22 protein-coding genes, 2 pseudogenes and 1 other annotated feature are annotated in these 23,986 nt (G+C 52.0%); of the genes and pseudogenes, 13 read left to right on the top strand and 11 right to left on the bottom strand.

Annotated elements, in window-relative coordinates; all coding sequences use genetic code 11:
- Positions 1 to 113 precede the first annotated feature (113 nt).
- Both ugd and wzzB read left to right on the top strand, forming a co-directional pair.
- Positions 114 to 1,280: a UDP-glucose 6-dehydrogenase gene (gene ugd / locus ACLJRS_RS06595; protein ID WP_000704825.1), complete on the top strand. Its 1,167-nt coding sequence runs from the start codon at positions 114 to 116 to the stop codon at positions 1,278 to 1,280.
- Between the two features lie 142 nt (positions 1,281 to 1,422).
- Positions 1,423 to 2,406, top strand: coding sequence for an LPS O-antigen chain length determinant protein WzzB (gene wzzB, locus ACLJRS_RS06590; RefSeq protein ID WP_000215258.1), 984 nt, complete (start codon positions 1,423 to 1,425; stop codon positions 2,404 to 2,406).
- Between the two features lie 94 nt (positions 2,407 to 2,500).
- Here the strand turns inward: wzzB and hisIE are convergent, their stop codons facing one another.
- The 9 genes from hisIE to hisL form a co-directional block, all read right to left on the bottom strand.
- Entirely contained in the window at positions 2,501 to 3,112 is a 612-nt protein-coding gene (hisIE, locus tag ACLJRS_RS06585; RefSeq protein ID WP_000954846.1) for a bifunctional phosphoribosyl-AMP cyclohydrolase/phosphoribosyl-ATP diphosphatase HisIE, read from the bottom strand.
- Entirely contained in the window at positions 3,106 to 3,882 is a 777-nt protein-coding gene (gene hisF, locus ACLJRS_RS06580) for an imidazole glycerol phosphate synthase subunit HisF (protein ID WP_000880125.1), read from the bottom strand. The genes hisIE and hisF overlap by 7 nt, the downstream gene beginning before the upstream one ends.
- Positions 3,864 to 4,601, bottom strand: a complete 738-nt coding sequence (hisA, locus tag ACLJRS_RS06575) for a 1-(5-phosphoribosyl)-5-[(5-phosphoribosylamino)methylideneamino]imidazole-4-carboxamide isomerase (RefSeq protein WP_000586406.1) — start codon at positions 4,599 to 4,601, stop codon at positions 3,864 to 3,866. Before hisA ends, hisF begins: the two co-directional genes overlap by 19 nt.
- Positions 4,601 to 5,191, bottom strand: a complete 591-nt coding sequence (gene hisH / locus ACLJRS_RS06570) for an imidazole glycerol phosphate synthase subunit HisH (protein ID WP_001103593.1) — start codon at positions 5,189 to 5,191, stop codon at positions 4,601 to 4,603. Before hisH ends, hisA begins: the two co-directional genes overlap by 1 nt.
- Positions 5,191 to 6,258, bottom strand: a complete 1,068-nt coding sequence (hisB, locus tag ACLJRS_RS06565; RefSeq protein WP_000080044.1) for a bifunctional histidinol-phosphatase/imidazoleglycerol-phosphate dehydratase HisB — start codon at positions 6,256 to 6,258, stop codon at positions 5,191 to 5,193. Before hisB ends, hisH begins: the two co-directional genes overlap by 1 nt.
- Positions 6,255 to 7,334: a histidinol-phosphate transaminase gene (hisC, locus tag ACLJRS_RS06560; RefSeq protein ID WP_000102715.1), complete on the bottom strand. Its 1,080-nt coding sequence runs from the start codon at positions 7,332 to 7,334 to the stop codon at positions 6,255 to 6,257. Before hisC ends, hisB begins: the two co-directional genes overlap by 4 nt.
- Positions 7,331 to 8,635 carry a histidinol dehydrogenase gene (gene hisD, locus ACLJRS_RS06555; RefSeq protein ID WP_000009622.1) on the bottom strand — a complete coding sequence of 435 codons (1,305 nt, stop codon included), beginning with the start codon at positions 8,633 to 8,635 and terminating at the stop codon, positions 7,331 to 7,333. The genes hisC and hisD overlap by 4 nt, the downstream gene beginning before the upstream one ends.
- Positions 8,636 to 8,737: 102 nt before the next feature.
- Positions 8,738 to 9,637: an ATP phosphoribosyltransferase gene (gene hisG / locus ACLJRS_RS06550; RefSeq protein WP_000886600.1), complete on the bottom strand. Its 900-nt coding sequence runs from the start codon at positions 9,635 to 9,637 to the stop codon at positions 8,738 to 8,740.
- Positions 9,638 to 9,683: 46 nt separating this feature from the next.
- Positions 9,684 to 9,807, bottom strand: a sequence feature (His leader region).
- Entirely contained in the window at positions 9,783 to 9,833 is a 51-nt protein-coding gene (hisL, locus tag ACLJRS_RS06545; protein WP_001364200.1) for a his operon leader peptide, read from the bottom strand. (Overlaps the previous feature by 25 nt.)
- A 162-nt stretch (positions 9,834 to 9,995) precedes the next feature.
- Between hisL and ACLJRS_RS06540 the strand changes: the two genes are divergently transcribed.
- The 4 genes from ACLJRS_RS06540 (at position 9,996) to plaP (ending at position 13,424) form a co-directional block, all read left to right on the top strand.
- On the top strand, positions 9,996 to 10,820 hold the full coding sequence (locus tag ACLJRS_RS06540) for an SDR family oxidoreductase (protein ID WP_000754712.1): 825 nt from the start codon (positions 9,996 to 9,998) through the stop codon (positions 10,818 to 10,820).
- A gap of 45 nt (positions 10,821 to 10,865) precedes the next feature.
- Positions 10,866 to 11,780 carry a LysR family transcriptional regulator gene (locus ACLJRS_RS06535; protein WP_000803316.1) on the top strand — a complete coding sequence of 305 codons (915 nt, stop codon included), beginning with the start codon at positions 10,866 to 10,868 and terminating at the stop codon, positions 11,778 to 11,780.
- A gap of 233 nt (positions 11,781 to 12,013) precedes the next feature.
- A complete protein-coding gene (gene yoeI / locus ACLJRS_RS06530) occupies positions 12,014 to 12,076 on the top strand; it encodes a membrane protein YoeI (protein WP_096335044.1) in 63 nt (20 codons plus the stop codon).
- The gene (gene plaP / locus ACLJRS_RS06525) at positions 12,066 to 13,424 is read left to right on the top strand and encodes a putrescine/proton symporter PlaP (RefSeq protein ID WP_001519005.1); all 1,359 of its coding nucleotides are present in this window, start codon (positions 12,066 to 12,068) and stop codon (positions 13,422 to 13,424) included. The genes yoeI and plaP overlap by 11 nt, the downstream gene beginning before the upstream one ends.
- A 135-nt stretch (positions 13,425 to 13,559) precedes the next feature.
- Here plaP and sbcB read toward each other — a convergent pair whose 3' ends face one another.
- Entirely contained in the window at positions 13,560 to 14,990 is a 1,431-nt protein-coding gene (gene sbcB, locus ACLJRS_RS06520; RefSeq protein WP_000216702.1) for an exodeoxyribonuclease I, read from the bottom strand.
- A 159-nt stretch (positions 14,991 to 15,149) separates the two neighbouring features.
- Between sbcB and ACLJRS_RS06515 the strand changes: the two are divergent.
- A pseudogene (locus ACLJRS_RS06515) lies at positions 15,150 to 15,227 on the top strand (hypothetical protein); the annotation flags it as partial.
- A 129-nt stretch (positions 15,228 to 15,356) separates the two neighbouring features.
- On the opposite strand, the gene sopA reads toward ACLJRS_RS06515, so the two are convergent.
- Positions 15,357 to 17,705, bottom strand: coding sequence for an SPI-1 type III secretion system effector HECT-type E3 ubiquitin transferase SopA (gene sopA / locus ACLJRS_RS06510; protein WP_000703996.1), 2,349 nt, complete (start codon positions 17,703 to 17,705; stop codon positions 15,357 to 15,359).
- A 266-nt stretch (positions 17,706 to 17,971) separates the two neighbouring features.
- Here sopA and ACLJRS_RS06505 point away from each other — a divergent pair.
- From ACLJRS_RS06505 to sbmC, 6 genes and pseudogenes are all read left to right on the top strand, one after another.
- A pseudogene (locus tag ACLJRS_RS06505) lies at positions 17,972 to 18,064 on the top strand (heavy metal-binding domain-containing protein); the annotation flags it as partial.
- A gap of 259 nt (positions 18,065 to 18,323) precedes the next feature.
- The gene (gene phsA, locus ACLJRS_RS06500; RefSeq protein WP_000028220.1) at positions 18,324 to 20,600 is read left to right on the top strand and encodes a thiosulfate reductase PhsA; all 2,277 of its coding nucleotides are present in this window, start codon (positions 18,324 to 18,326) and stop codon (positions 20,598 to 20,600) included.
- 14 nt (positions 20,601 to 20,614) lie between these two features.
- Positions 20,615 to 21,193 (top strand): thiosulfate reductase electron transport protein PhsB, encoded by a 579-nt coding sequence (gene phsB, locus ACLJRS_RS06495; RefSeq protein ID WP_001016236.1) that lies wholly within the window; start codon positions 20,615 to 20,617, stop codon positions 21,191 to 21,193.
- Positions 21,190 to 21,954, top strand: a complete 765-nt coding sequence (gene phsC / locus ACLJRS_RS06490; RefSeq protein WP_001092563.1) for a thiosulfate reductase cytochrome B subunit — start codon at positions 21,190 to 21,192, stop codon at positions 21,952 to 21,954. The genes phsB and phsC overlap by 4 nt, the downstream gene beginning before the upstream one ends.
- Before the next feature lie 123 nt (positions 21,955 to 22,077).
- Positions 22,078 to 23,250 (top strand): serine-type D-Ala-D-Ala carboxypeptidase DacD, encoded by a 1,173-nt coding sequence (dacD, locus tag ACLJRS_RS06485; protein WP_000925044.1) that lies wholly within the window; start codon positions 22,078 to 22,080, stop codon positions 23,248 to 23,250.
- A 150-nt stretch (positions 23,251 to 23,400) separates the two neighbouring features.
- The gene (gene sbmC / locus ACLJRS_RS06480; protein WP_000384326.1) at positions 23,401 to 23,868 is read left to right on the top strand and encodes a DNA gyrase inhibitor SbmC; all 468 of its coding nucleotides are present in this window, start codon (positions 23,401 to 23,403) and stop codon (positions 23,866 to 23,868) included.
- Positions 23,869 to 23,986 lie beyond the last annotated feature (118 nt).

Raw genomic sequence — 23,986 nt, 5'->3', positions numbered from 1 at the left:
GAATTGTTTTCGTCTGCGTTGCACTTTATATACTCAGGCGTTAAAACTTTAATATCTTATCAGGATGCGAAATACATCATGATTCATAATTAAGTTAATTCTGAGAGCGAATAATGAAAATCACGATATCCGGGACGGGGTATGTTGGCTTGTCTAATGGTTTGCTTATTGCACAACATCATGATGTGGTGGCGTTAGACATTGTTCCTTCCCGTGTTGAACTGTTAAATGATCGGATATCTCCGATTGTTGATAAAGAAATTCAGCAATTTTTAAAGGAAGATAACATCAGATTCAGGGCAACGCTGGATAAGTTTGATGCGTACCAGAATGCAGATTACGTCATCATTGCTACGCCTACGGATTACGATCCCAAAACCAACTATTTTAATACGTCCAGTGTGGAATCGGTCATTCAGGATGTGATCAGCATCAACCCCGCAGCAGTGATGATTATTAAGTCTACGGTGCCGGTTGGCTTCACGGCGGCAATGCGTCAGAAGTTTGCGACAGAAAATATCATTTTCTCTCCGGAGTTTTTACGTGAAGGTAAAGCCCTTTACGATAACCTTTATCCCTCCCGTATCGTGATTGGGGAACAGTCTGAGCGCGCCAGAGAATTTGCCGCATTACTCCAGGAAGGCGCTATTAAACAGGAGATTCCAACGCTGTTTACGGACTCCACTGAGGCGGAAGCTATTAAACTTTTCGCCAATACTTATCTCGCTATGCGAGTCGCTTATTTTAATGAATTAGACAGCTATGCTGAAACGTTAGGATTAAATACCCGACAAATTATTGAAGGGGTGTGCCTCGACCCGCGTATTGGCAATCATTATAATAATCCCTCTTTTGGTTATGGCGGATATTGTTTGCCAAAAGATACCAAACAGTTGCTGGCCAATTATCAGTCGGTGCCTAATAATATTATCTCCGCTATCGTTGAAGCAAACCGTACGCGTAAAGATTTTATTGCCGACGCTATCCTCGCCAGAAAGCCTAAAGTGGTGGGCATTTATCGCCTGATTATGAAGAGTGGCTCCGATAACTTCCGCGCCTCATCGATTCAGGGGATTATGAAGCGCATTAAAGCGAAAGGCGTAGAGGTCATCATCTATGAGCCGGTAATGGAAGAAGATACTTTCTTTAACTCACGTCTTGAACGTGATTTGCACTGCTTTAAACAGCAGGCGGATGTCATTATTTCCAACAGGATGGCGGCAGAGCTTTTGGATGTTGCTGAAAAAGTGTATACCCGCGATCTTTTCGGTAGTGATTAATAAGGCAATCGGGGCTGATGAGTCCCGATGATTTATTGACCAAATGGAAATAATGTCTGATTTTTATCATTAATCCTATGGCATATATTTGCTTTATGGCTACACTGTCTCCAGCTTCATCCTTTTTTTAGTTAGGGTATCTATGACAGTGGATAGTAATACGTCTTCCGGGCGTGGGAACGATCCGGAACAGATTGATTTGATTGAGTTATTGCTACAGTTATGGCGTGGGAAGATGACCATTATTGTAGCCGTTATTATCGCCATTTTGCTGGCTGTAGGCTACCTGATGATAGCCAAAGAAAAATGGACATCCACGGCGATTATTACCCAACCTGATGCCGCGCAGGTTGCCACCTATACCAACGCGCTCAACGTCTTGTATGGTGGGAATGCCCCCAAAATCTCTGAAGTGCAGGCGAATTTTATAAGCCGCTTTAGCTCTGCGTTTTCCGCATTATCGGAAGTGCTGGATAATCAGAAAGAGCGGGAAAAGCTTACCATTGAACAGTCGGTAAAAGGGCAGGCGCTGCCACTCTCGGTTTCTTATGTGAGTACTACCGCTGAAGGGGCGCAGCGTCGGCTGGCGGAATATATCCAACAGGTGGATGAAGAGGTCGCTAAGGAACTGGAAGTTGACCTGAAAGATAACATCACGCTGCAAACCAAAACGTTGCAGGAGTCCCTTGAGACGCAGGAAGTTGTGGCGCAGGAGCAAAAAGATCTGCGTATTAAGCAAATCGAAGAAGCGTTGCGCTATGCGGATGAGGCAAAAATCACGCAGCCGCAGATTCAGCAAACCCAGGATGTTACCCAGGACACGATGTTCCTGTTGGGGAGCGATGCGCTAAAATCGATGATACAGAACGAAGCGACGCGTCCACTGGTCTTTTCTCCGGCCTATTTCCAGACGAAGCAGACACTGCTGGACATTAAAAATCTGAAAGTGACTGCCGATACGGTGCACGTCTATCGTTATGTGATGAAGCCGACGCTGCCGGTCCGTCGCGATAGCCCGAAAAAAGCCATTACCCTTGTGCTGGCTGTATTGCTGGGTGGGATGATCGGTGCCGGGATTGTGCTGGGACGCAATGCGCTACGTAGCTATAAGCCAAAAGCCTTGTAAGCTTCTTTGCCGGATGGCGGCACAAGTGCCTTATCCGGCTACGACAGGTAAAATTTCTCATTAAAAAACCGGGCATTGCCCGGTTTTTTTACGCTTATTGATGACGCTTACGAAGATTGTCGATCACGGTGGTGAGGTTGAGATCCTGATCCTGCAACAGCACCAGCAGGTGGTACATCAAATCAGACGCTTCATTGGTTAATTCAAAACGATCATTGACGGTGGCCGCCAGCGCGGTTTCTACACCTTCTTCGCCAACTTTTTGCGCAATACGTTTAGTACCGCTGGCGTACAGTTTCGCCGTGTAAGAGCTGGCCGGATCGGCGGTTTTGCGCTCTGCCAGTAGCTGCTCCAGTTGATACAGGAATAACCACTGATGGCTGGCGTCGCCAAAGCAGCTACTGGTACCTTTGTGGCAGGTCGGCCCGACAGGGTTTGCCAGCACCAGCAGTGTATCGTTGTCGCAATCCGGCGCAATGCTGACGACATTCAGCACATGGCCTGAGGTTTCGCCTTTGGTCCATAAACGCTGTTTCGTGCGTGAGAAGAACGTGACATGGCCGGATTCAATGGTTTTGTCCAGCGCTTGTGGGTTCATATAGCCCAGCATCAATACTTCGCCGGATACCGCATGTTGCACGATGGCTGGCATCAGGCCATCGGTTTTTTCCCAGTCCAGCTCGCGGCGTTGTTGCTCTGTTAACATATTCTGATCTCCACGCCCTGGCCTGCCAGGTACGCTTTTAATTCGCCAATATTGATGATTTGCTTGTGAAAAACGGAGGCGGCAAGCGCGCCGTCGACATCGGCATCACGGAATGCCTCAAGAAAGTGTTCCATCGTGCCCGCGCCGCCGGAGGCGATCAGCGGCACGCGGCAAACGTCACGGACTTTTTTCAACTGCGTCAGATCATAACCGTTACGCACGCCGTCCTGGTTCATCATATTCAGGACGATTTCCCCCGCGCCGCGCTGTTGTACCTCTTGCACCCAATCCAGCGTCTCCCACTGAGTCACGCGGGTACGGTTTTCATCGCCGGTATACTGGTTAACATGATATTTCCCCGTGGCGTCGTCAAACCAGGTATCAATCCCGACGACAATGCACTGTACGCCAAAACGGTCAGCCAGACGAGTAATCAGCGTTGGGTCAGCCAGCGCCGGGGAGTTGATAGAGATCTTATCCGCCCCGAAAGAAAGAATTTTGGCGGCGTCGTCAATTGACCGGATACCGCCCGCTACACAAAACGGAATGTCGATCACCTCGGCAACGCGCGCCACCCAGCTTTTATCGACTACGCGACCATCGCTGGAGGCGGTAATGTCATAGAACACCAGTTCGTCCGCGCCTTCATCGGCATAGCGTTTGGCCAGCGGAACGATATCGCCAATGATCTCATGGTTGCGAAACTGTACGCCTTTCACCACCTGACCATCACGAACATCCAGACACGGAATTATACGTTTTGCCAGCATTGGATGGCCTCCTTAACGGTAAATTTCCCTTCTAACAGAGCGCGTCCGACAATCACGCCGCGCACGCCGGTGCCGCGCAGGGCGGCAATATCATCGATATCGCCAATACCGCCGGAGGACTGAAAGGCGATCTGCGGATATCTGGCGCATACTTCTTCATACAGTGACACGTTAGAGCCCGCCAGCGTGCCGTCGCGAGAAATATCGGTACACAGTACATGTTTCAGGCCGACGGGGAGATAGGTTTCCACCAGTTGTTCCAGCGAGACGCCGGAATTTTCCTGCCAGCCGCTAACCGCCACCTGCTTGTTGCCGTGTTCGTCTATACGAACGTCCAGCGCCAGCACCAGCGCCTGCGCGCCAAAACGTTCAAACCAGCCTTTCACCACGTCAGGGGATTTCACCGCCGTTGAACCGATGACCACACGGGCAACGCCAGCTTTCAGTAATGCCGCAACGTCTTCTTCGGTACGCACGCCGCCGCCGACCTGAACAGGCACGTTCACGCCCGCGACCAGGGTTTTAATCAGCGGTATCTGTCGCTTAGCCGGATCTTTAGCGCCGGTCAGATCTACCAGATGCAGCACCCCGGCGCCCTGGGCGGCGTAATCCTGCAAACGGGGCAGGGGATCGTTACCGTAATCCCGCTGCCGGGCGTAGTCACCCTGGTGGAGACGCACCACGGTGCCGTCAATTAAATCTAATGCCGGAATAATCATTACATCTCCAGGAAGTTTTTCAGCAACTGTGCGCCCGCCGCGCCCGAACGTTCCGGATGGAACTGTACGCCGAAGAAATTATCTTTCTGTACCGCCGCGGTAAACGGCTCGCCGTAATTGCACTGGGCGATAGTCCACGGGTTGACCGGCATCGCGTAGCTGTGCACAAAGTAAAAATAGGCGCCATCTTCAATGCCCTGAAACAGCCGGTTGCCCGCCTGCGGATACACGCGATTCCAGCCCATGTGCGGCAGCGGCAGACCAAAGTCGGTCATTTTCGGCACGTCTTGCTCGATAATGTTCAGCAGATCCACGCCGCGCGTCTCTTCGCTGCGACGACCCAGCAGTTGCATCCCTAAGCAGATACCCAGTACCGGCTGAGTACACGCTTTAATCAAGTCGATCAGTTCACGTTCGCGCAGTTGATCCATAGCGGCCTGCGCCGTGCCGACGCCGGGCAGAAAGAGTTTGTCAGCGCGTAATACGGTTTCCGCTTCGCGGCTGACCACCGGGGTATAACCGTGGCGCGCCACGGCGGATTTTACCGAGCTTAAATTGGCGCAGCCGGTGTCAAGGATGACGACGTTCATCACAGCACTCCTTTCGAGGACGGTAATGTATCGCCCTCCACGCGAATAGCCTGGCGTAGAGTCCGACCAAAGGCTTTAAACAAACTTTCGACACGGTGGTGATCGTTTTTACCTTTAGTCTTGAGATGCAGAGTGACGCCCATCGTGTAAGAGAGTGAGCGGAAAAAGTGTTCAATCATCTCTGTGCTCAAATCGCCCACACGCTGGTAGGTAAATTCAGCTTTATATTCCAGATGCGGACGACCGGAAATATCCAGCGCGCAGCGCGCCAGACATTCATCCATCGGTAGTACAAAGCCAAAACGGCAGATACCGCGCTTGTCGCCGAGTGCCAGTTTTAATGCCTCACCGAGCGCCAGTCCGGTATCTTCTACCGTGTGGTGATCGTCGATATAGAGATCGCCCTTAACGGTAATCTCCATGCGAAAGCCGCCGTGGGTGGCGATTTGATCGAGCATATGGTCAAAGAAGCCGACGCCGGTATTAATCTTGCTGTTGCCTTCGCGATCCAGCCAGACGCTGACATCAATCTGTGTCTCTTTGGTGTTGCGGACCACATGCGCATAGCGATCGCGTTTCGTTAGCTGTTCGCCAATCATCGTCCAGTTCAATGTTTCACGGTGATAGCGTAAACCAGTAATGCCCATATTATCAGCGAGCTGGATATCGGTCGCACGATCGCCAATCACATAGCTGTTGGCGCTATCCATCGCTTGTTCCGCAAGATAACGCTCCACCAGCTTCACTTTGGGCTTGCGGCAGTCGCAGTCGTCTGCGGGCAGGTGAGGGCAGATCAGCACCTCATCAAAGCATACGCCCTGAGAGGTGAAAATCTGCATCATCAGGTTGTGCGGTCCGTCGAAGTCCGCCTGCGGGAAGCTTTGCGTGCCAAGTCCATCCTGGTTAGTGATCATCACCAGCTTAAAACCGGCTTTTTGCAGCTTCAGCAATACGGGAATCACCTCTGGCTCAAAGGCCAGTTTATCAAAGCGGTCTACCTGAAAATCGCTTGGCGGTTCGGAAATCAAGGTTCCGTCCCGGTCGATGAAAAGATACTTCTGACTCATACTGGCTCCGCACGTAAGGCGTCAATGACGCGCTGGTTTTCCTGGCGGGTGCCGACCGTAATCCGCAGGCAGCCGCTTAAAGAAGGTTGTTTATTCTGATCGCGTAAGATAATGCCCTGATCCCATAAGGATTTAAACACGCTGCTGGAGGCGGTAAACCGCGCCAGAATATAGTTGGTTTCAGAGTCAAAGACGTGTTCTACGCAGGCGGTCTGTTGCAGGGCATTCACCAGATACTGACGTTCCTGCACTGTCTGCGCCACACGATCGCGCATTGCGTTTATTCCCTGCGGGCTCAGCGCCTGGGCGGCGATATCCGCCACTGGCGTAGAAAGCGGATAAGGGGCGATCACTTTTAACAGCAGGTTGATCACCTCTTCATTAGCCAGTGTAAAGCCGCAGCGCAGACCCGCCAGCGCAAAAGCTTTCGACAATGTGCGCAGGATAACCAGATGAGGATATTCAACCAGCCAGCCTGTCAGCGTGGCCTGCGGGCAAAACTCAATATAAGCTTCGTCGGCGACGACTATCGCTTTACCGCGTGTCAACTCCAGCAGCGTGCGCAGATCCTGCGGGTTGATAAGTTGTCCGGTAGGATTATTGGGGCTACAAACGAACACCACTTTTGTGCCGTCAAGGTTGTCGGAAATCCCCTGTAGATCCAGCTGCCAGTTTTCAAGCGCGGGAACCGTCCGGCGCTCTACGCCAATGGTTTCGGCGCTGACGCTGTACATACCATAAGTGGGCGGACAGTAGAGAATGGCGTCTTTCCCCGGTTCGCAGAAGGCGCGGATCACCAGTTCGATCCCTTCATCCGCGCCGCGGCTGACCAGCACCTGCTCCGGCTTTACGCCAGCATATTGCGCGTAGTTTTCAATCACGGCCTTTGGCTGGCATTCCGGGTAGCGGTTAAGCGTTTGTTGGGTGAGCTGAAACTCCACCGCTGTCGGGAATTCATTCGCGTTCAGCCAGACATCGCCATTACCGCCCAGACGGCGGGCGGACTGATACGGTACCAGGTTGCGGACATTTTCACGGGCTAAGTCAGCGACGCTGAGAGTGTTTTCAGTGCTCATGCTTGCTCCTTGAGGGCGTTTACGCGCAGGGTCACGGCATTTTTATGGGCGGTCAGACGTTCTGCCGCCGCCAATGTTTCAATGGTTGATGCCAGAGCGGAAAAGCCCGCTTTCGACAGTTCCTGAACGGTCATCCGTTTCTGGAAATCCGCTAACCCAAGGCTGGAACAGGTAGCAGTATAGCCATAGGTCGGTAAGACATGGTTGGTTCCGGAAGCGTAATCACCGGCGGATTCCGGCGACCAGTCGCCGAGAAATACCGAGCCTGCGCTGGTAATCGCATCCACCAAATCGCGCGCATTGCGCGTCTGGATGATTAAGTGTTCCGGCCCATACTGATTAGAGATGGCGACGCACTGCGCTAAATCTTTGGTCACAATCAGACGACTGGCGCTCAGGGCCTGCCGGGCGGTGTCCGCGCGCGGCAGTTCCGCCAGTTGACGTTCTACCGCCTCCGCCACCTTGCGGGCAATGTCAGCATCAGGCGTCAGCAGGATCACCTGCGAATCCGGACCGTGCTCAGCCTGGGAGAGCAGGTCAGACGCGACGAAATCCGGTGTTGCGCCGCTGTCGGCGATCACCAGTACTTCAGACGGCCCGGCTGGCATATCGATAGCCGCGCCGTCGAGGCGCTGGCTGACCTGACGCTTGGCTTCGGTTACAAAGGCGTTGCCGGGACCAAAAATTTTATCCACTTTCGGTACGGACTCGCTGCCGAAGGCCAGAGCGGCAATCGCCTGCGCGCCGCCGACGTTAAAGATTTCCTGCACGCCACACAGTTGCGCCGCATAGAGGATTTCATCAGCGATGGGCGGCGGCGAGCACAGAACCACGTTCTGACATCCCGCAATGCGCGCCGGCGTCGCCAGCATCAGCACCGTTGAGAAGAGCGGAGCCGAGCCGCCGGGAATATACAGACCGACAGACGCGACGGGACGCGTAACCTGCTGGCAACGCACGCCTGGCTGGGTTTCCACATCTACAGGCGGTAGCGTCTGCGCGGAATGGAACGTTTCAATATTTTTGACGGCAGCGGCCATCGCCTGTTTTAATTCGTCGCTCAGACGCGCGCCGGCGGCGGCGATCTCTTCAGGGGTGACGCGTAGCGCTGTCACTTCTGTTTTATCAAATTTAGCGCTGTATTCACGCAGGGCATCGTCACCGCGCGTTTTTACATTATCCAGAATATCGCTGACCGTCCGGGTAATACTGTCAGAGGCGGAAATCGCCGGACGCGTCAGCAGCGCACGCTGCTGTTCAGGGCTACAGCTGTTCCAGTCAATCAGGGTATTGAAGCTCATGGTCTATACTCCATCACAGGGTTCCGCCTTATCCGGCCTACAGAACCCAAAATATCAACGCATTACGTAGGCCTGATAAGCGCAGCGCCATCAGGCGTCAGATCACTCCATCATCTTCTCGATCGGCAGTACCAGAATCGAGCTGGCGCCAAGCGCTTTCAGTTTCTCCATGGTTTCCCAGAACAGCGTTTCGCTGCTGACCATGTGCATCGCCACGCGCTGTTGCTCGCCCGCCAGCGGCAGAATTGTCGGCCTTTCGGCGCCTGGCAGCAGGGCGATAACCTCTTCCAGGCGTTCACTTGGCGCGTGCATCATGATGTATTTCGATTCGCGCGCCTGAATCACACCCTGAATACGGGTCAGCAATTTATCGATCAGCTGTTGCTTGCTCTGTGCCATCTCACCGTCGCGCTGAATCAGACAGGCTTTAGAGCGGTAGATAACTTCGACTTCACGCAGGCCGTTAGCTTCAAGCGTCGCGCCGGTAGAGACCAAATCGCAGATAGCGTCGGCCAGCCCCGCGCGCGGCGCGACTTCGACAGAACCATTTAACAGACACGATTTAAAAGAGACGCCTTTCTGGTCGAGGTAGCGTTTGAGGAGGTGCGGATAAGAGGTAGCGATACGTTTACCGTCCAGCGCGGCCGGGCCGTCCCAGGCTTCGTCAACCGGCGTTGCCAGCGATAAACGGCAGCCGCCGAAGTCAAGACGGCGCAGGGTAAAATAGCGCGGATCTTCACCCTGCGCGCGGCGGTTGAGTAGCTCTTCTTCCAGCACGTTCTCGCCGATAATGCCGAGATCGACCACGCCATCCATCACCAGACCCGGAATGTCATCATCACGCACGCGCAGGATATCAATCGGCATGTTTTCCGCCATCGCAATCAGGCGCTGAGTGTGTAAATTAATTTTTATGCCGCAGCGGGCCAGCAATTCTCGTGAATCATCGCTTAAACGGCCTGATTTCTGAATAGCTATGCGTAAGCGGGTGTTGTCTAACATTCTGCGTTCCTCTTTATCCTGTCTGAACCGGTCTGTATCGCGCGCCAAAAAAAAGCCCCCGGAAGATGATCTTCCGGGGGCTTTCTCATGCGTTCATGCACCACTGGAAGATCTGAATGTCTTCCAGCACACATCGCCTGAAAGACTAGTCAGGATGATGGTGATGATGGTGATGTTTAAATTGAACGCGTGTCATAAAAATTCCGATGAATGCTTATTCATTTGATACCTTTTAACCTAAACCACTTTTACGCCTTAAAGCAAGCGCTTTTTTCATTTCGCATTTATAGTATGAATTGTCAGTCACGGCGGGCTGGCGTAGCCTTATGTATAAGGCGTTAAAGTCAGGAGAAAATGGATGAAAAAGGTCGCAATTGTCGGTTTAGGTTGGTTAGGCATGCCGCTGGCAATGTCGCTGGCAGCGAGAGGCTGGCAGGTTACCGGCAGCAAAACCACCCTTGACGGGGTGGAAGCGGCCCGTATGAGTGGAATTGAAAGCTATCCGCTGCGTCTGGAGCCGGAGCTGGTCTGTGAGGCGGACGATCTTGACGCTCTGCTGGATGTCGATGCGCTGGTGATAACACTGCCCGCGCGCCGTAGCGGTCCGGGAGAGGATTTTTATCTGCAGGCGATGCAGGAGCTGGTCGACAGCGCGCTGGCTTATCGTATCCCGCGTATTATTTTTACCAGTTCGACGTCTGTTTACGGCGATGCGCAAGGCGTGGTGAAAGAGAATACGCCGCGTAATCCGGTCACGGCCAGCGGGCGTACCCTGAAGGAACTGGAAGATTGGCTGCATAATCTGCCGGGCACGTCAGTAGATATTCTGCGGCTGGCGGGGTTGGTCGGGCCCGGGCGCCATCCCGGACGTTTCTTTGCCGGAAAAACCGCGCCGGATGGTCAACACGGGGTCAATCTGGTGCATCTTGAAGACGTGGTTGGCGCAATTACCCTCTTGCTACAGGCGCCAAAAGGGGGGCACATCTATAATATATGTGCGCCGGCGCATCCAGCCCGCAACGTGTTTTATCCGCAAATGACGCGCTTGCTGGGAATGGCGCCGCCGCATTTTCGTGACGCACCGGACAACGGCAAAGGGAAGATTATCGACGGTAGCCGGATTTGTAATGAGCTGGGATTTGAATATCAATATCCCGATCCGCTGGTGATGCCGATGGAGTGAGTCGCTGTCCAGCAGGTGGTCGCCATATAGCGCAAGGGGATGAGTATGAAACCACTGCTGGACGTTCTGATTATTCTTGATGCGTTAGAAAAAGAAGGCAGCTTCGCGGCGGCGTCGGCAAAATTATTTAAAACGCCGTCCGCCCTCAGTTATACCGTTCATAAGCTGGAAAACGATCTTAATATCCAACTGCTCGACCGTAGCGGGCATCGCGCGCGATTTACGCGAACCGGTAAGATGCTACTGGAAAAAGGCCGTGAAGTGCTGCACACCGTTCGCGAGCTGGAAAAGCAGGCGATTAAACTGCATGAAGGCTGGGAGAACGAACTGGTCATCGGTGTGGATGATACCTTTCCCTTTTCTCTTCTGGCCCCGCTTATCGACGCTTTTTATCAACGCCACAGCGTGACGCGCCTTAAATTTGTCAATGGCGTTCTCGGCGGTTCATGGGAGACGCTGACGCAGGGAAGGGCGGATATTATTGTTGGCGCCATGCGCGCGCCGCCGCCTGACACCGGCTTTGGCTTTGCAAGACTGGGCGATCTTGAACTGGTGTTTGCTGTCGCTCCGCATCATCCGCTGGTTCATGAAGAGGAACCGCTTAGCCGCCAGACGATCAAACGTTTTCGCGCGATTGTGGTTGGCGATAGCGTCCATTCCTCGCGATCAATAGGGTCTGAACTGCTCGACGCTCAGGAAGCGATTACCGTGTTTGATTTTAAAACCAAGCTGGAGCTGCAAATTAGTGGCCTGGGATGCGGCTATTTACCGCGTTATCTGGCGCAGCGATTTTTGGAAAGCGGCGCGCTTATAGAGAAGAAAGTTGTGGCGCAAATCGTCTATGAACCGGTGTGGGTTGGCTGGAATGAACAGACCGCCGGGCTGGCCAGCGGCTGGTGGCGGGATGAAATTTTAGCAAATAATGCTATTGCTGGGGTGTATGCAAAATCGCCGGTTTAAAAATCAATCGCTTATGAAAAATAATTTTTTGAACGCGCTCGCATTCTCTTGTCATTTCACTTCAATTTAGGGCAGAATACGCCGCTTGCAAAAAATGACACTAACCGACGTTTTAATACGCGTCGGTTATTTTTTTGCTTCAAACACATCATTCAATACCAAGAGGCCGGGCTTCGTACCGGATAGATACTTACTTAAAAATCGACAGTTGTTGTCGCTGAGGAATCCAGAAAATGGGGCAATTTTTTGCTTACGCGACGGCATTCGCCGTAAAGGAGAATGACCATGTCGCATAACGTTACTCCAAACACCTCTCGCGTGGAATTACGTAAAACGCTTACGTTAGTTCCGGTTGTAATGATGGGTCTTGCCTATATGCAGCCGATGACGCTGTTCGATACATTTGGTATCGTTTCAGGCCTCACTGACGGTCACGTACCGACGGCGTATGCATTCGCGTTAATCGCGATTCTGTTTACGGCGTTGAGCTACGGGAAACTGGTGCGTCGCTACCCTTCCGCGGGTTCGGCGTATACCTATGCCCAGAAATCCATCAGCCCGACCGTTGGCTTTATGGTGGGTTGGTCTTCTCTGCTCGATTATCTGTTCGCGCCGATGATCAACATTCTGTTGGCGAAAATTTATTTTGAAGCGCTGGTGCCCTCCATTCCGTCATGGGTGTTTGTTGTGGCGCTGGTGGCCTTTATGACGGCCTTTAACCTGCGCAGCCTCAAATCGGTCGCTAACTTCAACACCGTGATTGTAGTGCTACAGGTGGTGCTGATTGCGGTCATTCTGGGCATGGTGGTTTATGGCGTATTTGAAGGCGAAGGCGCCGGTACGCTGGCGAGCACCCGTCCGTTCTGGTCCGGCGATGCGCACGTTATCCCGATGATTACGGGAGCGACGATCCTGTGCTTCTCCTTTACCGGCTTTGACGGCATCAGTAACCTGTCGGAAGAGACCAAAGATGCTGAGCGCGTGATCCCGCGTGCGATTTTCCTGACCGCGCTGATTGGCGGCCTGATCTTCATCTTTGCAACCTATTTCCTGCAATTGTACTTCCCGGATATCTCTCGCTTTAAAGATCCGGATGCGTCTCAGCCGGAGATCATGCTGTACGTGGCGGGTAAAACCTTCCAGGTGGGCGCGCTGATCTTCTCTACTATCACCGTGCTGGCTTCCGGTATGGCGGCGCATGCAGGCGTAGCGCGCCTGATGTACGTAATGGGGCGCGACGGCGTATTCCCGAAAAGCTTCTTCGGTTACGTTCATCCGAAATGGCGTACGCCAGCGATGAACATCATCCTGGTCGGGGCGATCGCGCTGCTGGCGATTAATTTTGACCTGGTGATGGCGACGGCGCTGATTAACTTTGGTGCGCTGGTCGCGTTTACCTTTGTTAACCTGTCGGTGATTTCGCAGTTCTGGATCCGTGAGAAGCGTAATAAAACGTTGAAAGATCACTTCCAGTATCTGTTCCTGCCGATGTGCGGCGCGCTCACGGTTGGTGCGTTGTGGGTTAACCTGGAAGAGAGCTCAATGGTACTGGGCCTGATCTGGGCGGGTATCGGGCTGATTTATCTGGCGTGCGTAACTAAAAGCTTCCGCAACCCGGTTCCACAGTACGAAGACGTCGCGTAATCGCGCGTATTATCGGCAATAGTAAAACCGGAGGCAGTGCCTCCGGTTTTTTGTTTGTCATCCAGCATGTTTACCGGATGGCGGCGTCACTATTTATCCGCTCTGGATTAACAATGCCCGTCAGGCATTGGTCAATTACACAATCTCGGTTGCGTACTGCCACAGTGATTTCAGCAACCCCAGCTTCGTTTTATCTTCCGCATACTGCTGAGAAAGCATCTGCAATTCATTGGCATACTGTTGTAAAAACTCCGGCGTCAGCACCTGACGGCGATGCTCCAGCCAGCGCTGCTGCTCTGCGTCATCCAGCGTACCGGGAAAATTGCGTGCGCGGTAATTAAACAGCAGCTTCTCAATGCGCTTATCGACAAAGGTAATATCCAGCGCGGGCAGGTTACGCGGCTCGGTTTCGAGTACGATTTTCATGGCTGCGCGATCGGCATCGCTGAAAAAACCATCATAGAGCTGGGCATCAACGTTATCCGAGGCGGCAAAAGGTTCGGCTTCGGCGAAAATCGCCACCACTTTGTCGCGGACCTGCGGGTTTTCACGCAGCACTTTCAGGTTATCCAGGCAGTGCTGGCGGTTAATTCCCAGCCGGTCGGCATCCTCCGGGCGCAAGGTATTCGCCTGCGCCAGTACCGGACATTTATTGATATGCACCAGCTTTACCGGCACTGCGACGTGATCGCCAAGATCGGCTTTGGCCGTATAAAGCCGCTCGCGAAGGGTGTCGCTGTCCAGCTCAAGAAGAGGAGAAATATCGCCTGCTAAATCGACCATGATCACCGCGTTACGGTTTTCTGGATGCCACGCCAGCGGCGCGACCCAGCTTGTATTACCGCGCCACGCGCCAAACATGCCGGAGACATGCACCAGCGGCTTCATTTGCGGGACGTCAATCAGCGCCGCCAGTTTATGTTTACTGCGGTGGCTATAAAGATAATCAAACAGTCGCGGCTGGCGTGTTTTCACCAGTTGCGCCATCGCAATAGTGGCGTAGACATCCGCCATCGCATCATGCGCGTTGCTGTGTTCGATCCCGTTCGCCTGGGTTAAATGTTCCAGACGAAAGCTGGGCAGGCCGTCGTCGTTTTCCGGCCAGTTAATTCCCTCCGGGCGCAGCGCATAACAGGCGCGCATGACATCCAATAGATCCCAACGTGAATTATCATGCTGCCAGCTCCAGGCGTAGGGATCGTAAAAGTTGCGATAAAAAATATTGCGCGTAACTTCATCATCAAAACGCACATTGTTGTAGCCCACAACGCAGGTTTTAGGAACGGTAAACAGCGCATGAATGCGTCTGGCGAAAGCGGCTTCGTTTTCTCCTTTCTCACGCGCTTCCTGCGGCGTGATGCCGGTAATCAGCACTGCGCCGGGCTGCGGTAGATAATCATCAGCGGGTTTGCAATAAAACACCTCCGGCTCGCCAATAACGTTGAAGTCGTTATCCGTACGGAGCGCGGCAAATTGCGCAGGTCTGTCGAGGGCAGGATGCGTACCGAAGGTTTCGTAATCGTGGAAGAGGAATGTGCTCTGTATGCTGTCGTTTTTAACTGTCACTTGATGTACACGCCTGATGTTATATGTATATGAAATATTTTATTCTTTTATTTTGTCGTTGATTGATTGTATTTGTACACCAATTGATATTGTTGCTAATGTTCGTACATGCGATGGTGAGTACATAAACATTAAAATCATTGAGTACAAAATACTAAAATGACCATCAGCGACACTAAGCTACGCTCCCTCTATGGTAAACCATATTCCGGTCCATCTGAAATTACTGATTCTGATTTAGTACTGTATGGAATTTAGGCCAGGGGCAATCTGGCCGGGATCTCAAAAAATGCATGGACTAAAACGGGTCTATGTACAGAGGGACACAACGCTGTGTCCCTTAATTTCATGCGGGTTGAGGCTGGACTAGGCCCAGGCCAGTGGCAGGATGGATGACAGAACACTCGGGAAATATTTTCTGGCATGACGTTGCATACTATCCGCCACAACGCTGGTACAGGTAAAGGCGCCATGGAGGCCGTGAAAACGGTCGGACCAGTCGGTAAACTGTTCGCTGGACGGGAAGATCGCCGGAGACAGCTCCCAGGCTTTCTGCATCAGCGCCTCCGCATAGCCTCTCAGGGCCGGCGGAGAGTCATGCTCAGTGCCGAAAATGGCGCTGGAGGAATAGCGTGCGAATGCGGTACTGAGACAGAACAGGGTTTCCGCCTGCTTCTGTGGGGTGGCGTCCGTCAGGTGATAAGCACTGAGGATGTGCTGGTAGTGTGCCGGGCTGAGTTTGCCTTCAGGAAGCAAGGGGTCAAAAATGGTGGCCAGACGCGACACTGAGGCATCATCAATCAACTTCACGGTGGAATGTTTCTGGTTCGTGGCGGCAAGAAACTGCTGGTTCAGCTCCCCGTGCTCTTCAGTGCTGAGGATGATATCAATCAGCTCCCCAAAGCGTCGCTGCACGGCCTGCTGATTAAATGCGGCGAGAAACACCGGAAAGTCATGACGGAATAACTCTACCGGAGAGATTTGCGCGGTGGAAACGTTCTCTCCGGCTCGCAGCAGGTAAAAGTTGTCCCATGCAGTGTCAGGAGTAGGGTTTAGCATTGTTAACAGCGTGTCAGTGGAGAGCATCATCGCCGTGTCTGAATCCTGGGAGGAAAGCAGCAGGAAATTATCTGCGGCGCGGGTTGTCCAGTCCGGGCTGCCGTCATAATTGCCGAAGAGTCCATTATGGATGTGGGGAGACACCGCCGGGTGCGCAAGATACTGTTCATAAAGCGCTGCAGCTTTCTGGCGGGTGCCATCAGTGCAGTCCACGCCTGTCATACAGTGTAAAATCACCTGATTAAAGAGTCCGCTGTGAGTGGTCATGGCGGCGCTGTTCCTGTCAAACGAATCCAGCAACACAGGCAGTATGCGCTGCTGATAATATGTGTCAGGAGCCGGCAGGGGAACGTCATTATAGGTCTGGCACTGGTGGGCAAAAAAACGTTCCTGAACAGGCCCGAGCCACTCGCTGATAAGCGCACTTTGCGTATAGGGGGGGTGGGCCAGTACGCTTACCAGCGAACTTTCAACTGGCCGGATACATGCCTCTGTTAAGCGGCCACCCCGCAATGACTTAACCAGGTTTTCCATTGCCTGGACTTTTTCCTGACTGTATTTATCGGGCAGGCTGTCAATGGTCATCAGAATACTTTTACCATTATTGTGCTCATGATTTAAAAATCCATCCACAGCGTTCTCAGTCCAAAGGAGTGGCATTTGCAGCCAGATATCACCTAGACGAATAAAATTTCCGCCCCCTGACACTGACGGAGGTGATGAATTATCCGGTTCATTTAAAATAACGCCAGAGAGGTTGGCTTTGTGACGTATAAGCGTATTTTTTAATGTTGTATCAATAAAAGAGGGCTGTTGTTGTGTAGTAATTGAATACTGTAAAACCACTTCATTCATGTCTGAATTACTAAATTTCGTATTACTGCAGACTACATCACTCAGTGTCGAGTAAGTGAATCGGCATTCGTCAAAATGTAAATGAGATATATCAGAATAAGTAAATTTTGAATTTGAAAAGTTGAACCCCTTAATAATATCGCCGTCTCGCTCCATGAAGCTGGGGGGAAATATTTTGCTGAATGTAATATTACGGAAATCTGCGTTTGAAAAATCGCGATCTGCGGCCGTAAGGGTTTCTCCGGCTTTCTGTCGTAAAACTGCATCCGTGAGTTTCTTAGCCCAGTCGGCAGGTGATGACGGGGAAGACGTAGCCTGAAGTGAGAGGGAGGGGGATACTGGTGGTGTTCTACCTTCAGAAACCGTAGGCCTGTTATTGGCTGATACAGAGACTCCACCGGGGAGCGGGGCCGCACCTGTCATTCTGTAATTATAATCACATGTTTGATTTGCAATATGCTTACGCATGAATGCTGCATTCATTTTTGAGACATCTTCTGCTGAAATATTTTTCTTGCCTGCATTATTTGTATCTTTAATATTTTTAACAGTAATCAATGTTTTGTTTAAGGTGTTTTTATCTTTCGGCTGAAAGAAGTCTTTTATTTTTTGTGGTAACGCGAACTCAATCGGTGAGTCCTTTCCTGTTTTAAATTTTTCATTTAAAGATGTATGCGTGTTTTTAACACTGGTTATTTTTGAGGTGAGCCCGTTTTTCGTATGTTCACGAATAGAGGTAATTAATTTTTTAACCTGGTTAGGAATAGTAGAAAAATTAATTGCGCCTGATGATATCTTCATTAGAATTCCTTATCAACATCATTATGGAAAAACGGTCTGGATTTTTAACGCCTTAAAAGTAAGCTTCATATGTCGGTATGGCGATGGAGATCACAATTCACCATGCTATCTGGCAGGTTTCTTTCAGAAAGTGTCCATCCTGTCATCATGTCACCGTATTGTGGGACGCTGGCGTATCTGCGGAAAAATCCAGGCATAAGAGAGCGGGTCGGGTAACGGAGCCCGTATGCACGCAAAAGTAAACCCGCTTCGATGCTCAACCAGCGTTTTTCGCCGGCATTTGGGATATCGTCGGCGGACGTTCCGGCGCGTATGAAAAAGAACTGCGTAAAGCGCGTGAAATCGCTTTTCAGGAAATAATCGTTTTCTTTTAAATATTATTACGTGTTATTGGAATTGTATCATTTTTATAATTAACAGCGGGTTGTTTGGTAATTCTGCTGATTATTCGATGACAGTCCATGTGCGTGTTCAGGAAATGTAAAATATTTATAAAATAAAAGGTTTTATCGTGTTGGCATGCTCATTTTAACAACTATTTCAAATTGTGATTGAAGCCGACATTTCATAATACAAATTAAATATAATCTTCAGCTATATCTAATAACAGGAGGTTATATGAGCATTAGTCGTCGTTCTTTTTTGCAGGGGGTAGGCATAGGCTGCTCTGCCTGCGCGCTGGGCGCTTTTCCGCCCGGGGCGCTGGCGCGCAACCCGATTGCCGGCATTAACGGTAAAACCACGCTAACGCCAAGTTTGTGCGAAATGTGTTCCTTTCGTTGCCCTATTCAGGCGCAGGTAGTCAATAACAAGACCGTTTTTATCCAGGGCAATCCTTCTGCGCCGCAGCAGGGGACGCGCATATGCGCCAGGGGCGGGAGCGGCGTCAGCCTGGTCAATGACCCGCAACGGATTGTAAAACCTATGAAACGCACCGGGCCACGCGGCGACGGTGAATGGCAGGTGATTAGCTGGCAACAGGCTTACCAGGAAATCGCGGCGAAAATGAATGCCATCAAAGCGCAGCATGGCCCCGAGAGCGTGGCTTTCTCTTCCAAATCGGGCTCGCTCTCCAGCCATCTTTTCCATCTGGCTACGGCCTTTGGTTCGCCTAATACCTTTACTCACGCCTCAACATGCCCTGCCGGGAAAGCCATTGCGGCAAAAGTGATGATGGGCGGCGATCTGGCGATGGATATCGCTAACACGCGCTATCTGGTTTCGTTTGGCCACAATTTGTATGAAGGGATTGAAGTTGCCGATACCCATGAGTTAATGACCGCGCAGGAGAAGGGGGCCAAAATGGTGAGCTTCGATCCGCGTTTGTCGATATTTTCCAGCAAGGCGGATGAGTGGCACGCTATTCGTCCCGGGGGGGATTTAGCGGTTCTGCTGGCGATGTGCCACGTCATGATTGATGAACAGCTCTACGATGCGTCTTTTGTTGAGCGTTATACCAGCGGATTTGAACAGTTAGCACAGGCGGTAAAAGAGACGACGCCGGAATGGGCCGCCGCGCAGGCCGATGTCCCAGCCGACGTTATTGTCCGGGTGACACGCGAACTGGCTGCCTGCGCGCCTCACGCTATTGTCAGTCCTGGTCATCGCGCGACGTTCTCGCAGGAAGAGATCGATATGCGGCGTATGATTTTTACGCTTAATGTGCTGCTCGGTAATATTGAGCGCGAAGGCGGGCTATATCAGAAAAAAAACGCGTCTGTTTACAATAAACTGGCCGGAGAAAAGGTCGCGCCAACGCTGGCGAAACTCAACATTAAAAATATGCCGAAACCGACGGCGCAACGCATCGATTTGGTCGCACCGCAGTTTAAATATATCGCCGCTGGCGGCGGCGTGGTGCAAAGCATTATTGACGCGGCGTTAACCCAGAAGCCTTACCCGATAAAGGCGTGGATTATGTCGCGGCATAATCCTTTCCAGACCGTCACCTGTCGTTCGGACCTGGTAAAAACCGTTGAGCAACTGGATCTGGTGGTCAGCTGCGATGTCTATTTGAGCGAGAGCGCGGCATATGCCGACTATCTACTGCCGGAATGCACCTATCTCGAACGGGACGAAGAGGTATCCGATATGTCGGGACTGCACCCGGCTTACGCTCTGCGCCAACAGGTCGTAGAGCCGATTGGCGAGGCGCGTCCGAGTTGGCAAATCTGGAAAGAACTTGGCGAGCAGTTGGGATTAGGGCAGTACTATCCGTGGCAGGATATGCAGACGCGCCAACTCTATCAGTTGAACGGCGACCATGCCTTAGCGAAGGAACTGCGACAGAAAGGGTATCTCGAATGGGGCGTTCCGCTGCTATTACGCGAACCAGAATCCGTTCGTCAGTTTACGGCGCGTTACCCCGGCGCTATCGCGACGGACAGCGACAACACCTATGGCGAACAGCTTCGCTTCAAATCGCCCTCCGGCAAAATCGAACTTTATTCCGCAACTCTGGAGGGATTGCTCCCAGGCTACGGCGTTCCGCGCGTTCGTGACTTTGCGCTTAAAAAAGAGAATGAGCTTTACTTCATTCAGGGCAAGGTGGCCGTGCATACCAATGGCGCGACGCAGTACGTACCTTTACTCAGCGAGCTAATGTGGGATAACGCGGTCTGGGTCCATCCGCAAACGGCGCAAGAAAAAGGCATTAAGACCGGCGATGAGATCTGGCTGGAAAATGCCACGGGTAAAGAGAAAGGTAAGGCGCTGGTGACGCCCGGTATCCGCCCGGACACGCTTTTTGTCTATATGGGATTTGGCGCTAAAGCTGGGGCCAAAACGGCGGCGACGACACACGGTATCCACTGCGGAAATTTACTGCCGCACGTGACGAGTCCGGTATCCGGTACGGTAGTGCATACCGCAGGCGTGACGCTGAGTCGGGGATGAGGGAGGAGGGAACCATGAATCATTTAACGAATCAGTACGTCATGCTGCATGATGAAAAACGTTGTATCGGCTGCCAGGCGTGTACCGTTGCCTGCAAAGTGCTTAATGACGTACCGGAGGGATTTAGCCGCGTACAGGTACAAATTCGCGCCCCTGAACAGGCATCCAACGCACTAACCCATTTTCAATTTGTCCGCGTCTCCTGTCAGCACTGTGAAAATGCGCCATGTGTCAGCGTTTGTCCTACCGGAGCGTCATATCGTGATGAAAACGGGATCGTGCAGGTGGATAAATCGCGCTGTATTGGCTGCGATTATTGTGTTGCCGCGTGTCCTTTCCATGTGCGCTATTTGAATCCGCAAACCGGTGTCGCCGACAAGTGTAACTTCTGCGCCGACACGCGGTTGGCGGCTGGCCAGTCTCCGGCGTGCGTATCCGTTTGCCCAACGGACGCGCTGAAATTCGGCAGACTGGATGAGAGCGAGATCCAGCGCTGGGTCGGTCAGAAAGAGGTCTATCGCCAGCAGGAGGCGCGTAGCGGCGCGGTCAGTCTGTACCGTCGTAAAGAAGTCCATCAGGAGGGTAAAGCATGAATACTATCTGGGGAGCGGAACTACACTATGCGCCAGATTATTGGCCGCTGTGGTTAATTTATGCAGGCGTCGTGGTGCTGCTCATGCTTGTTGGGCTGGTTATCCATGCGTTATTGCGCCGGATGCTGGCGCCAAACACGGCGGGCGGCGAAGAGCATCGTGACTATCTCTACTCGCTGGCGATTCGCCGTTGGCATTGGGGAAATGCGTTACTGTTTGTTTTATTACTGTTAAGCGGTTTATTTGGTCATTTTTCTCTCGGCCCTGTAGCGCTAATGGTACAAGTGCATACCTGGTGTGGTTTTGCCTTACTGGCTTTCTGGGTCGGGTTTGTGCTGATCAACCTCACCACAGGTAACGGGCGTCACTATCGGGTAAATTTTTCCGGACTGGTAACGCGCTGCATACGCCAGACGCGTTTTTACCTTTTTGGCATTATGAAAGGGGAAGCGCATCCGTTCGCGGCAACAGAGCAGAATAAGTTCAATCCACTGCAACAACTGGCATATCTGGCGATTATGTACGCGCTGGTACCGCTGTTAATCATCACCGGTTTGCTGTGTCTCTATCCGCAGGTTGCGGGTCTGGGCCCTGTGATGCTGGTGCTGCATATGGCGCTTGCTATCATCGGCTTACTGTTTATTTGCGCGCATCTCTATCTGTGTACTCTTGGCGACACGCCGGGACAAATTTTCCGTAGCATGGTTGACGGCTATCATCGTCATCGTACCGCGCCGCGCGGGGATAAGTCCGCCGTCTGAGCGTATCCATAAAATAATGTCAGCAAGAAAATGTGCCTTGTGTCACATTTTCTTGCAATTTATCCATGTTTGTTTAACTGAACTTCCGTAAAAAGAACGGCAAATAGAGACCATCCTGAGGACATGCTGTTGAAACGCCGTTTGTTTATTGCCGCTTCTTTATTCGCGATGCACCTTTCTCCTGCGCTTGCGGCCGATGCCGTAAGTTTTGCTCCCCAACCGCCAGCCATTGATGCAGGCGCCTGGGTGTTGATGGATTACACTACGGGACAGGTTCTTACCGCCGGTAATGAACACCAGCAACGTAATCCCGCCAGCCTTACCAAGCTAATGACGGGCTACGTCGTCGATCGCGCCATCGATAGTCATCGTATCAGCCCTGACGATATCGTCACCGTTGGGCGCGACGCCTGGGCGAAGGATAATCCGGTGTTTGTCGGCTCCTCGTTGATGTTTTTAAAAGAAGGGGATCGCGTGTCGGTACGCGATTTAAGCCGTGGCTTAATTGTGGATTCCGGTAACGATGCCTGTGTGGCGCTGGCGGATTATATCGCGGGCGGGCAGCCGCAGTTTGTGGCGATGATGAACAGCTATGTGAAAAAACTCAATTTGCAGGATACCCATTTTGAAACCGTCCACGGTCTGGATGCGCCGGGACAACATAGCTCCGCGTATGATCTGGCCGTACTCTCCCGGGCGATTATTCACGGCGAACCTGAATTTTATCACATGTACAGCGAGAAAAGCCTGACCTGGAACGGCATCACGCAGCAGAACCGCAACGGCTTGTTGTGGGATAAGACCATGCATATCGATGGGCTTAAAACCGGACACACATCGGGGGCGGGATTTAATCTTATCGCATCGGCGGTGGACGGGCAGCGTCGACTTATCGCCGTCGTGATGGGGGCGAAAAGTTCGAAAGGCCGTGAGGAACAGGCGCGAAAACTGTTGCAGTGGGGCCAGCAAAACTTTGCGACGGTGCAGATTTTGCACAGCGGTAAAAAAGTGGGCAGCGAGCGAATCTGGTATGGAGATAAAGAAAAGATTGCGCTGGGTACGGAACAGGATTTCTGGATGGCGCTGCCTAAAGCGGAAATTCCGCATATCAAAGCAAAATATGTGCTGGATAGAAAAGAGCTGGAGGCGCCAATCGCCGCTCATCAACGGGTAGGTGAAATAGAGCTATACGATCGGGATAAACTGATCGCTCAGTGGCCGCTGGTCACTCTGGAGTCGGTGGGTAAAGGCGGTATGTTCTCTCGTCTGAGCGACTATTTTCAGCATAAAGCGTAAGCCGTTGTCACACACCGTTCACCGTCATCTGAGGTGTCAAAAGGGCGGGATTGCGAGGTTGCTCACAAAATGATCACGCTGTCCTTGTGACCGTAAAAGGCTGTAATTATACTGTACATTCATACAGTATGGTAAAGTGACGGAGGCAGCATGGATTACGAAATCAGGCAGGAACAAAAACGCAAGATAGCCGGTTTCCACATGGTCGGTCCATGGGAACACACCGTGAAGCAGGGTTTTGAACAACTGATGACGTGGGTGGATCGACAGCGGATCGTGCCAGTTGAATGGATTGCCGTCTATTACGACAATCCAGATGTCGTACCTGCAGAAAAACTCCGCTGCGATACCGTGGTGTCCGTGGCAGAGAATTTCATCCTGCCGGACAATAGCGAAGGCGTAATCGTGACCGCCATTGAAGGCGGCGAATATGCCACTGCTGTCGCGCGAGTGGAAGACCGTGACTTTGCGAAGCCGTGGGAACGGTTTTTTGATGTCCTGGAGCAGGATAGCGCTTATCAGATAGCCTCTGCGCCCTGTTTTGAAACCTATCTGAATAACGGCATGGAAGATGGATACTGGGATATTGAAATGTATATTCCGGTACAGCGGAAGTGAACGACTGGTTTCCTGGCTGAAAAGAGCGGACGGATAATGTGTTCCGTCCGCCAGTGCGCTATTTTTGCTATAAAGCAGGTACAATGCATTTTTTGCCATTCCCGTAAGGAGCGCAAGC

It is taken from the genome of Salmonella sp. SAL00670 (assembly GCF_046552235.1).
Lineage (GTDB): Bacteria > Pseudomonadota > Gammaproteobacteria > Enterobacterales > Enterobacteriaceae > Salmonella > Salmonella enterica.
This window is presented reverse-complemented; position numbering and strand designations above follow the sequence as displayed.

Excerpts from the sequence above, each read along its gene's own strand:
- ugd (WP_000704825.1), top strand. The coding sequence starts at position 114 with ATGAAAATCACGATATCCGGGACGGGGTATGTTGGCTTGTCTAATGGT.
- wzzB (WP_000215258.1), top strand. The coding sequence starts at position 1,423 with ATGACAGTGGATAGTAATACGTCTTCCGGGCGTGGGAACGATCCGGAA.
- hisIE (WP_000954846.1), bottom strand. The coding sequence starts at position 3,112 with ATGTTAACAGAGCAACAACGCCGCGAGCTGGACTGGGAAAAAACCGAT.
- hisF (WP_000880125.1), bottom strand. The coding sequence starts at position 3,882 with ATGCTGGCAAAACGTATAATTCCGTGTCTGGATGTTCGTGATGGTCAG.
- hisA (WP_000586406.1), bottom strand. The coding sequence starts at position 4,601 with ATGATTATTCCGGCATTAGATTTAATTGACGGCACCGTGGTGCGTCTC.
- hisH (WP_001103593.1), bottom strand. The coding sequence starts at position 5,191 with ATGAACGTCGTCATCCTTGACACCGGCTGCGCCAATTTAAGCTCGGTA.
- hisB (WP_000080044.1), bottom strand. The coding sequence starts at position 6,258 with ATGAGTCAGAAGTATCTTTTCATCGACCGGGACGGAACCTTGATTTCC.
- hisC (WP_000102715.1), bottom strand. The coding sequence starts at position 7,334 with ATGAGCACTGAAAACACTCTCAGCGTCGCTGACTTAGCCCGTGAAAAT.
- hisD (WP_000009622.1), bottom strand. The coding sequence starts at position 8,635 with ATGAGCTTCAATACCCTGATTGACTGGAACAGCTGTAGCCCTGAACAG.
- hisG (WP_000886600.1), bottom strand. The coding sequence starts at position 9,637 with ATGTTAGACAACACCCGCTTACGCATAGCTATTCAGAAATCAGGCCGT.
- ACLJRS_RS06540 (WP_000754712.1), top strand. The coding sequence starts at position 9,996 with ATGAAAAAGGTCGCAATTGTCGGTTTAGGTTGGTTAGGCATGCCGCTG.
- ACLJRS_RS06535 (WP_000803316.1), top strand. The coding sequence starts at position 10,866 with ATGAAACCACTGCTGGACGTTCTGATTATTCTTGATGCGTTAGAAAAA.
- plaP (WP_001519005.1), top strand. The coding sequence starts at position 12,066 with ATGTCGCATAACGTTACTCCAAACACCTCTCGCGTGGAATTACGTAAA.
- sopA (WP_000703996.1), bottom strand. The coding sequence starts at position 17,705 with ATGAAGATATCATCAGGCGCAATTAATTTTTCTACTATTCCTAACCAG.
- phsA (WP_000028220.1), top strand. The coding sequence starts at position 18,324 with ATGAGCATTAGTCGTCGTTCTTTTTTGCAGGGGGTAGGCATAGGCTGC.
- phsB (WP_001016236.1), top strand. The coding sequence starts at position 20,615 with ATGAATCATTTAACGAATCAGTACGTCATGCTGCATGATGAAAAACGT.
- phsC (WP_001092563.1), top strand. The coding sequence starts at position 21,190 with ATGAATACTATCTGGGGAGCGGAACTACACTATGCGCCAGATTATTGG.
- dacD (WP_000925044.1), top strand. The coding sequence starts at position 22,078 with ATGCTGTTGAAACGCCGTTTGTTTATTGCCGCTTCTTTATTCGCGATG.
- sbmC (WP_000384326.1), top strand. The coding sequence starts at position 23,401 with ATGGATTACGAAATCAGGCAGGAACAAAAACGCAAGATAGCCGGTTTC.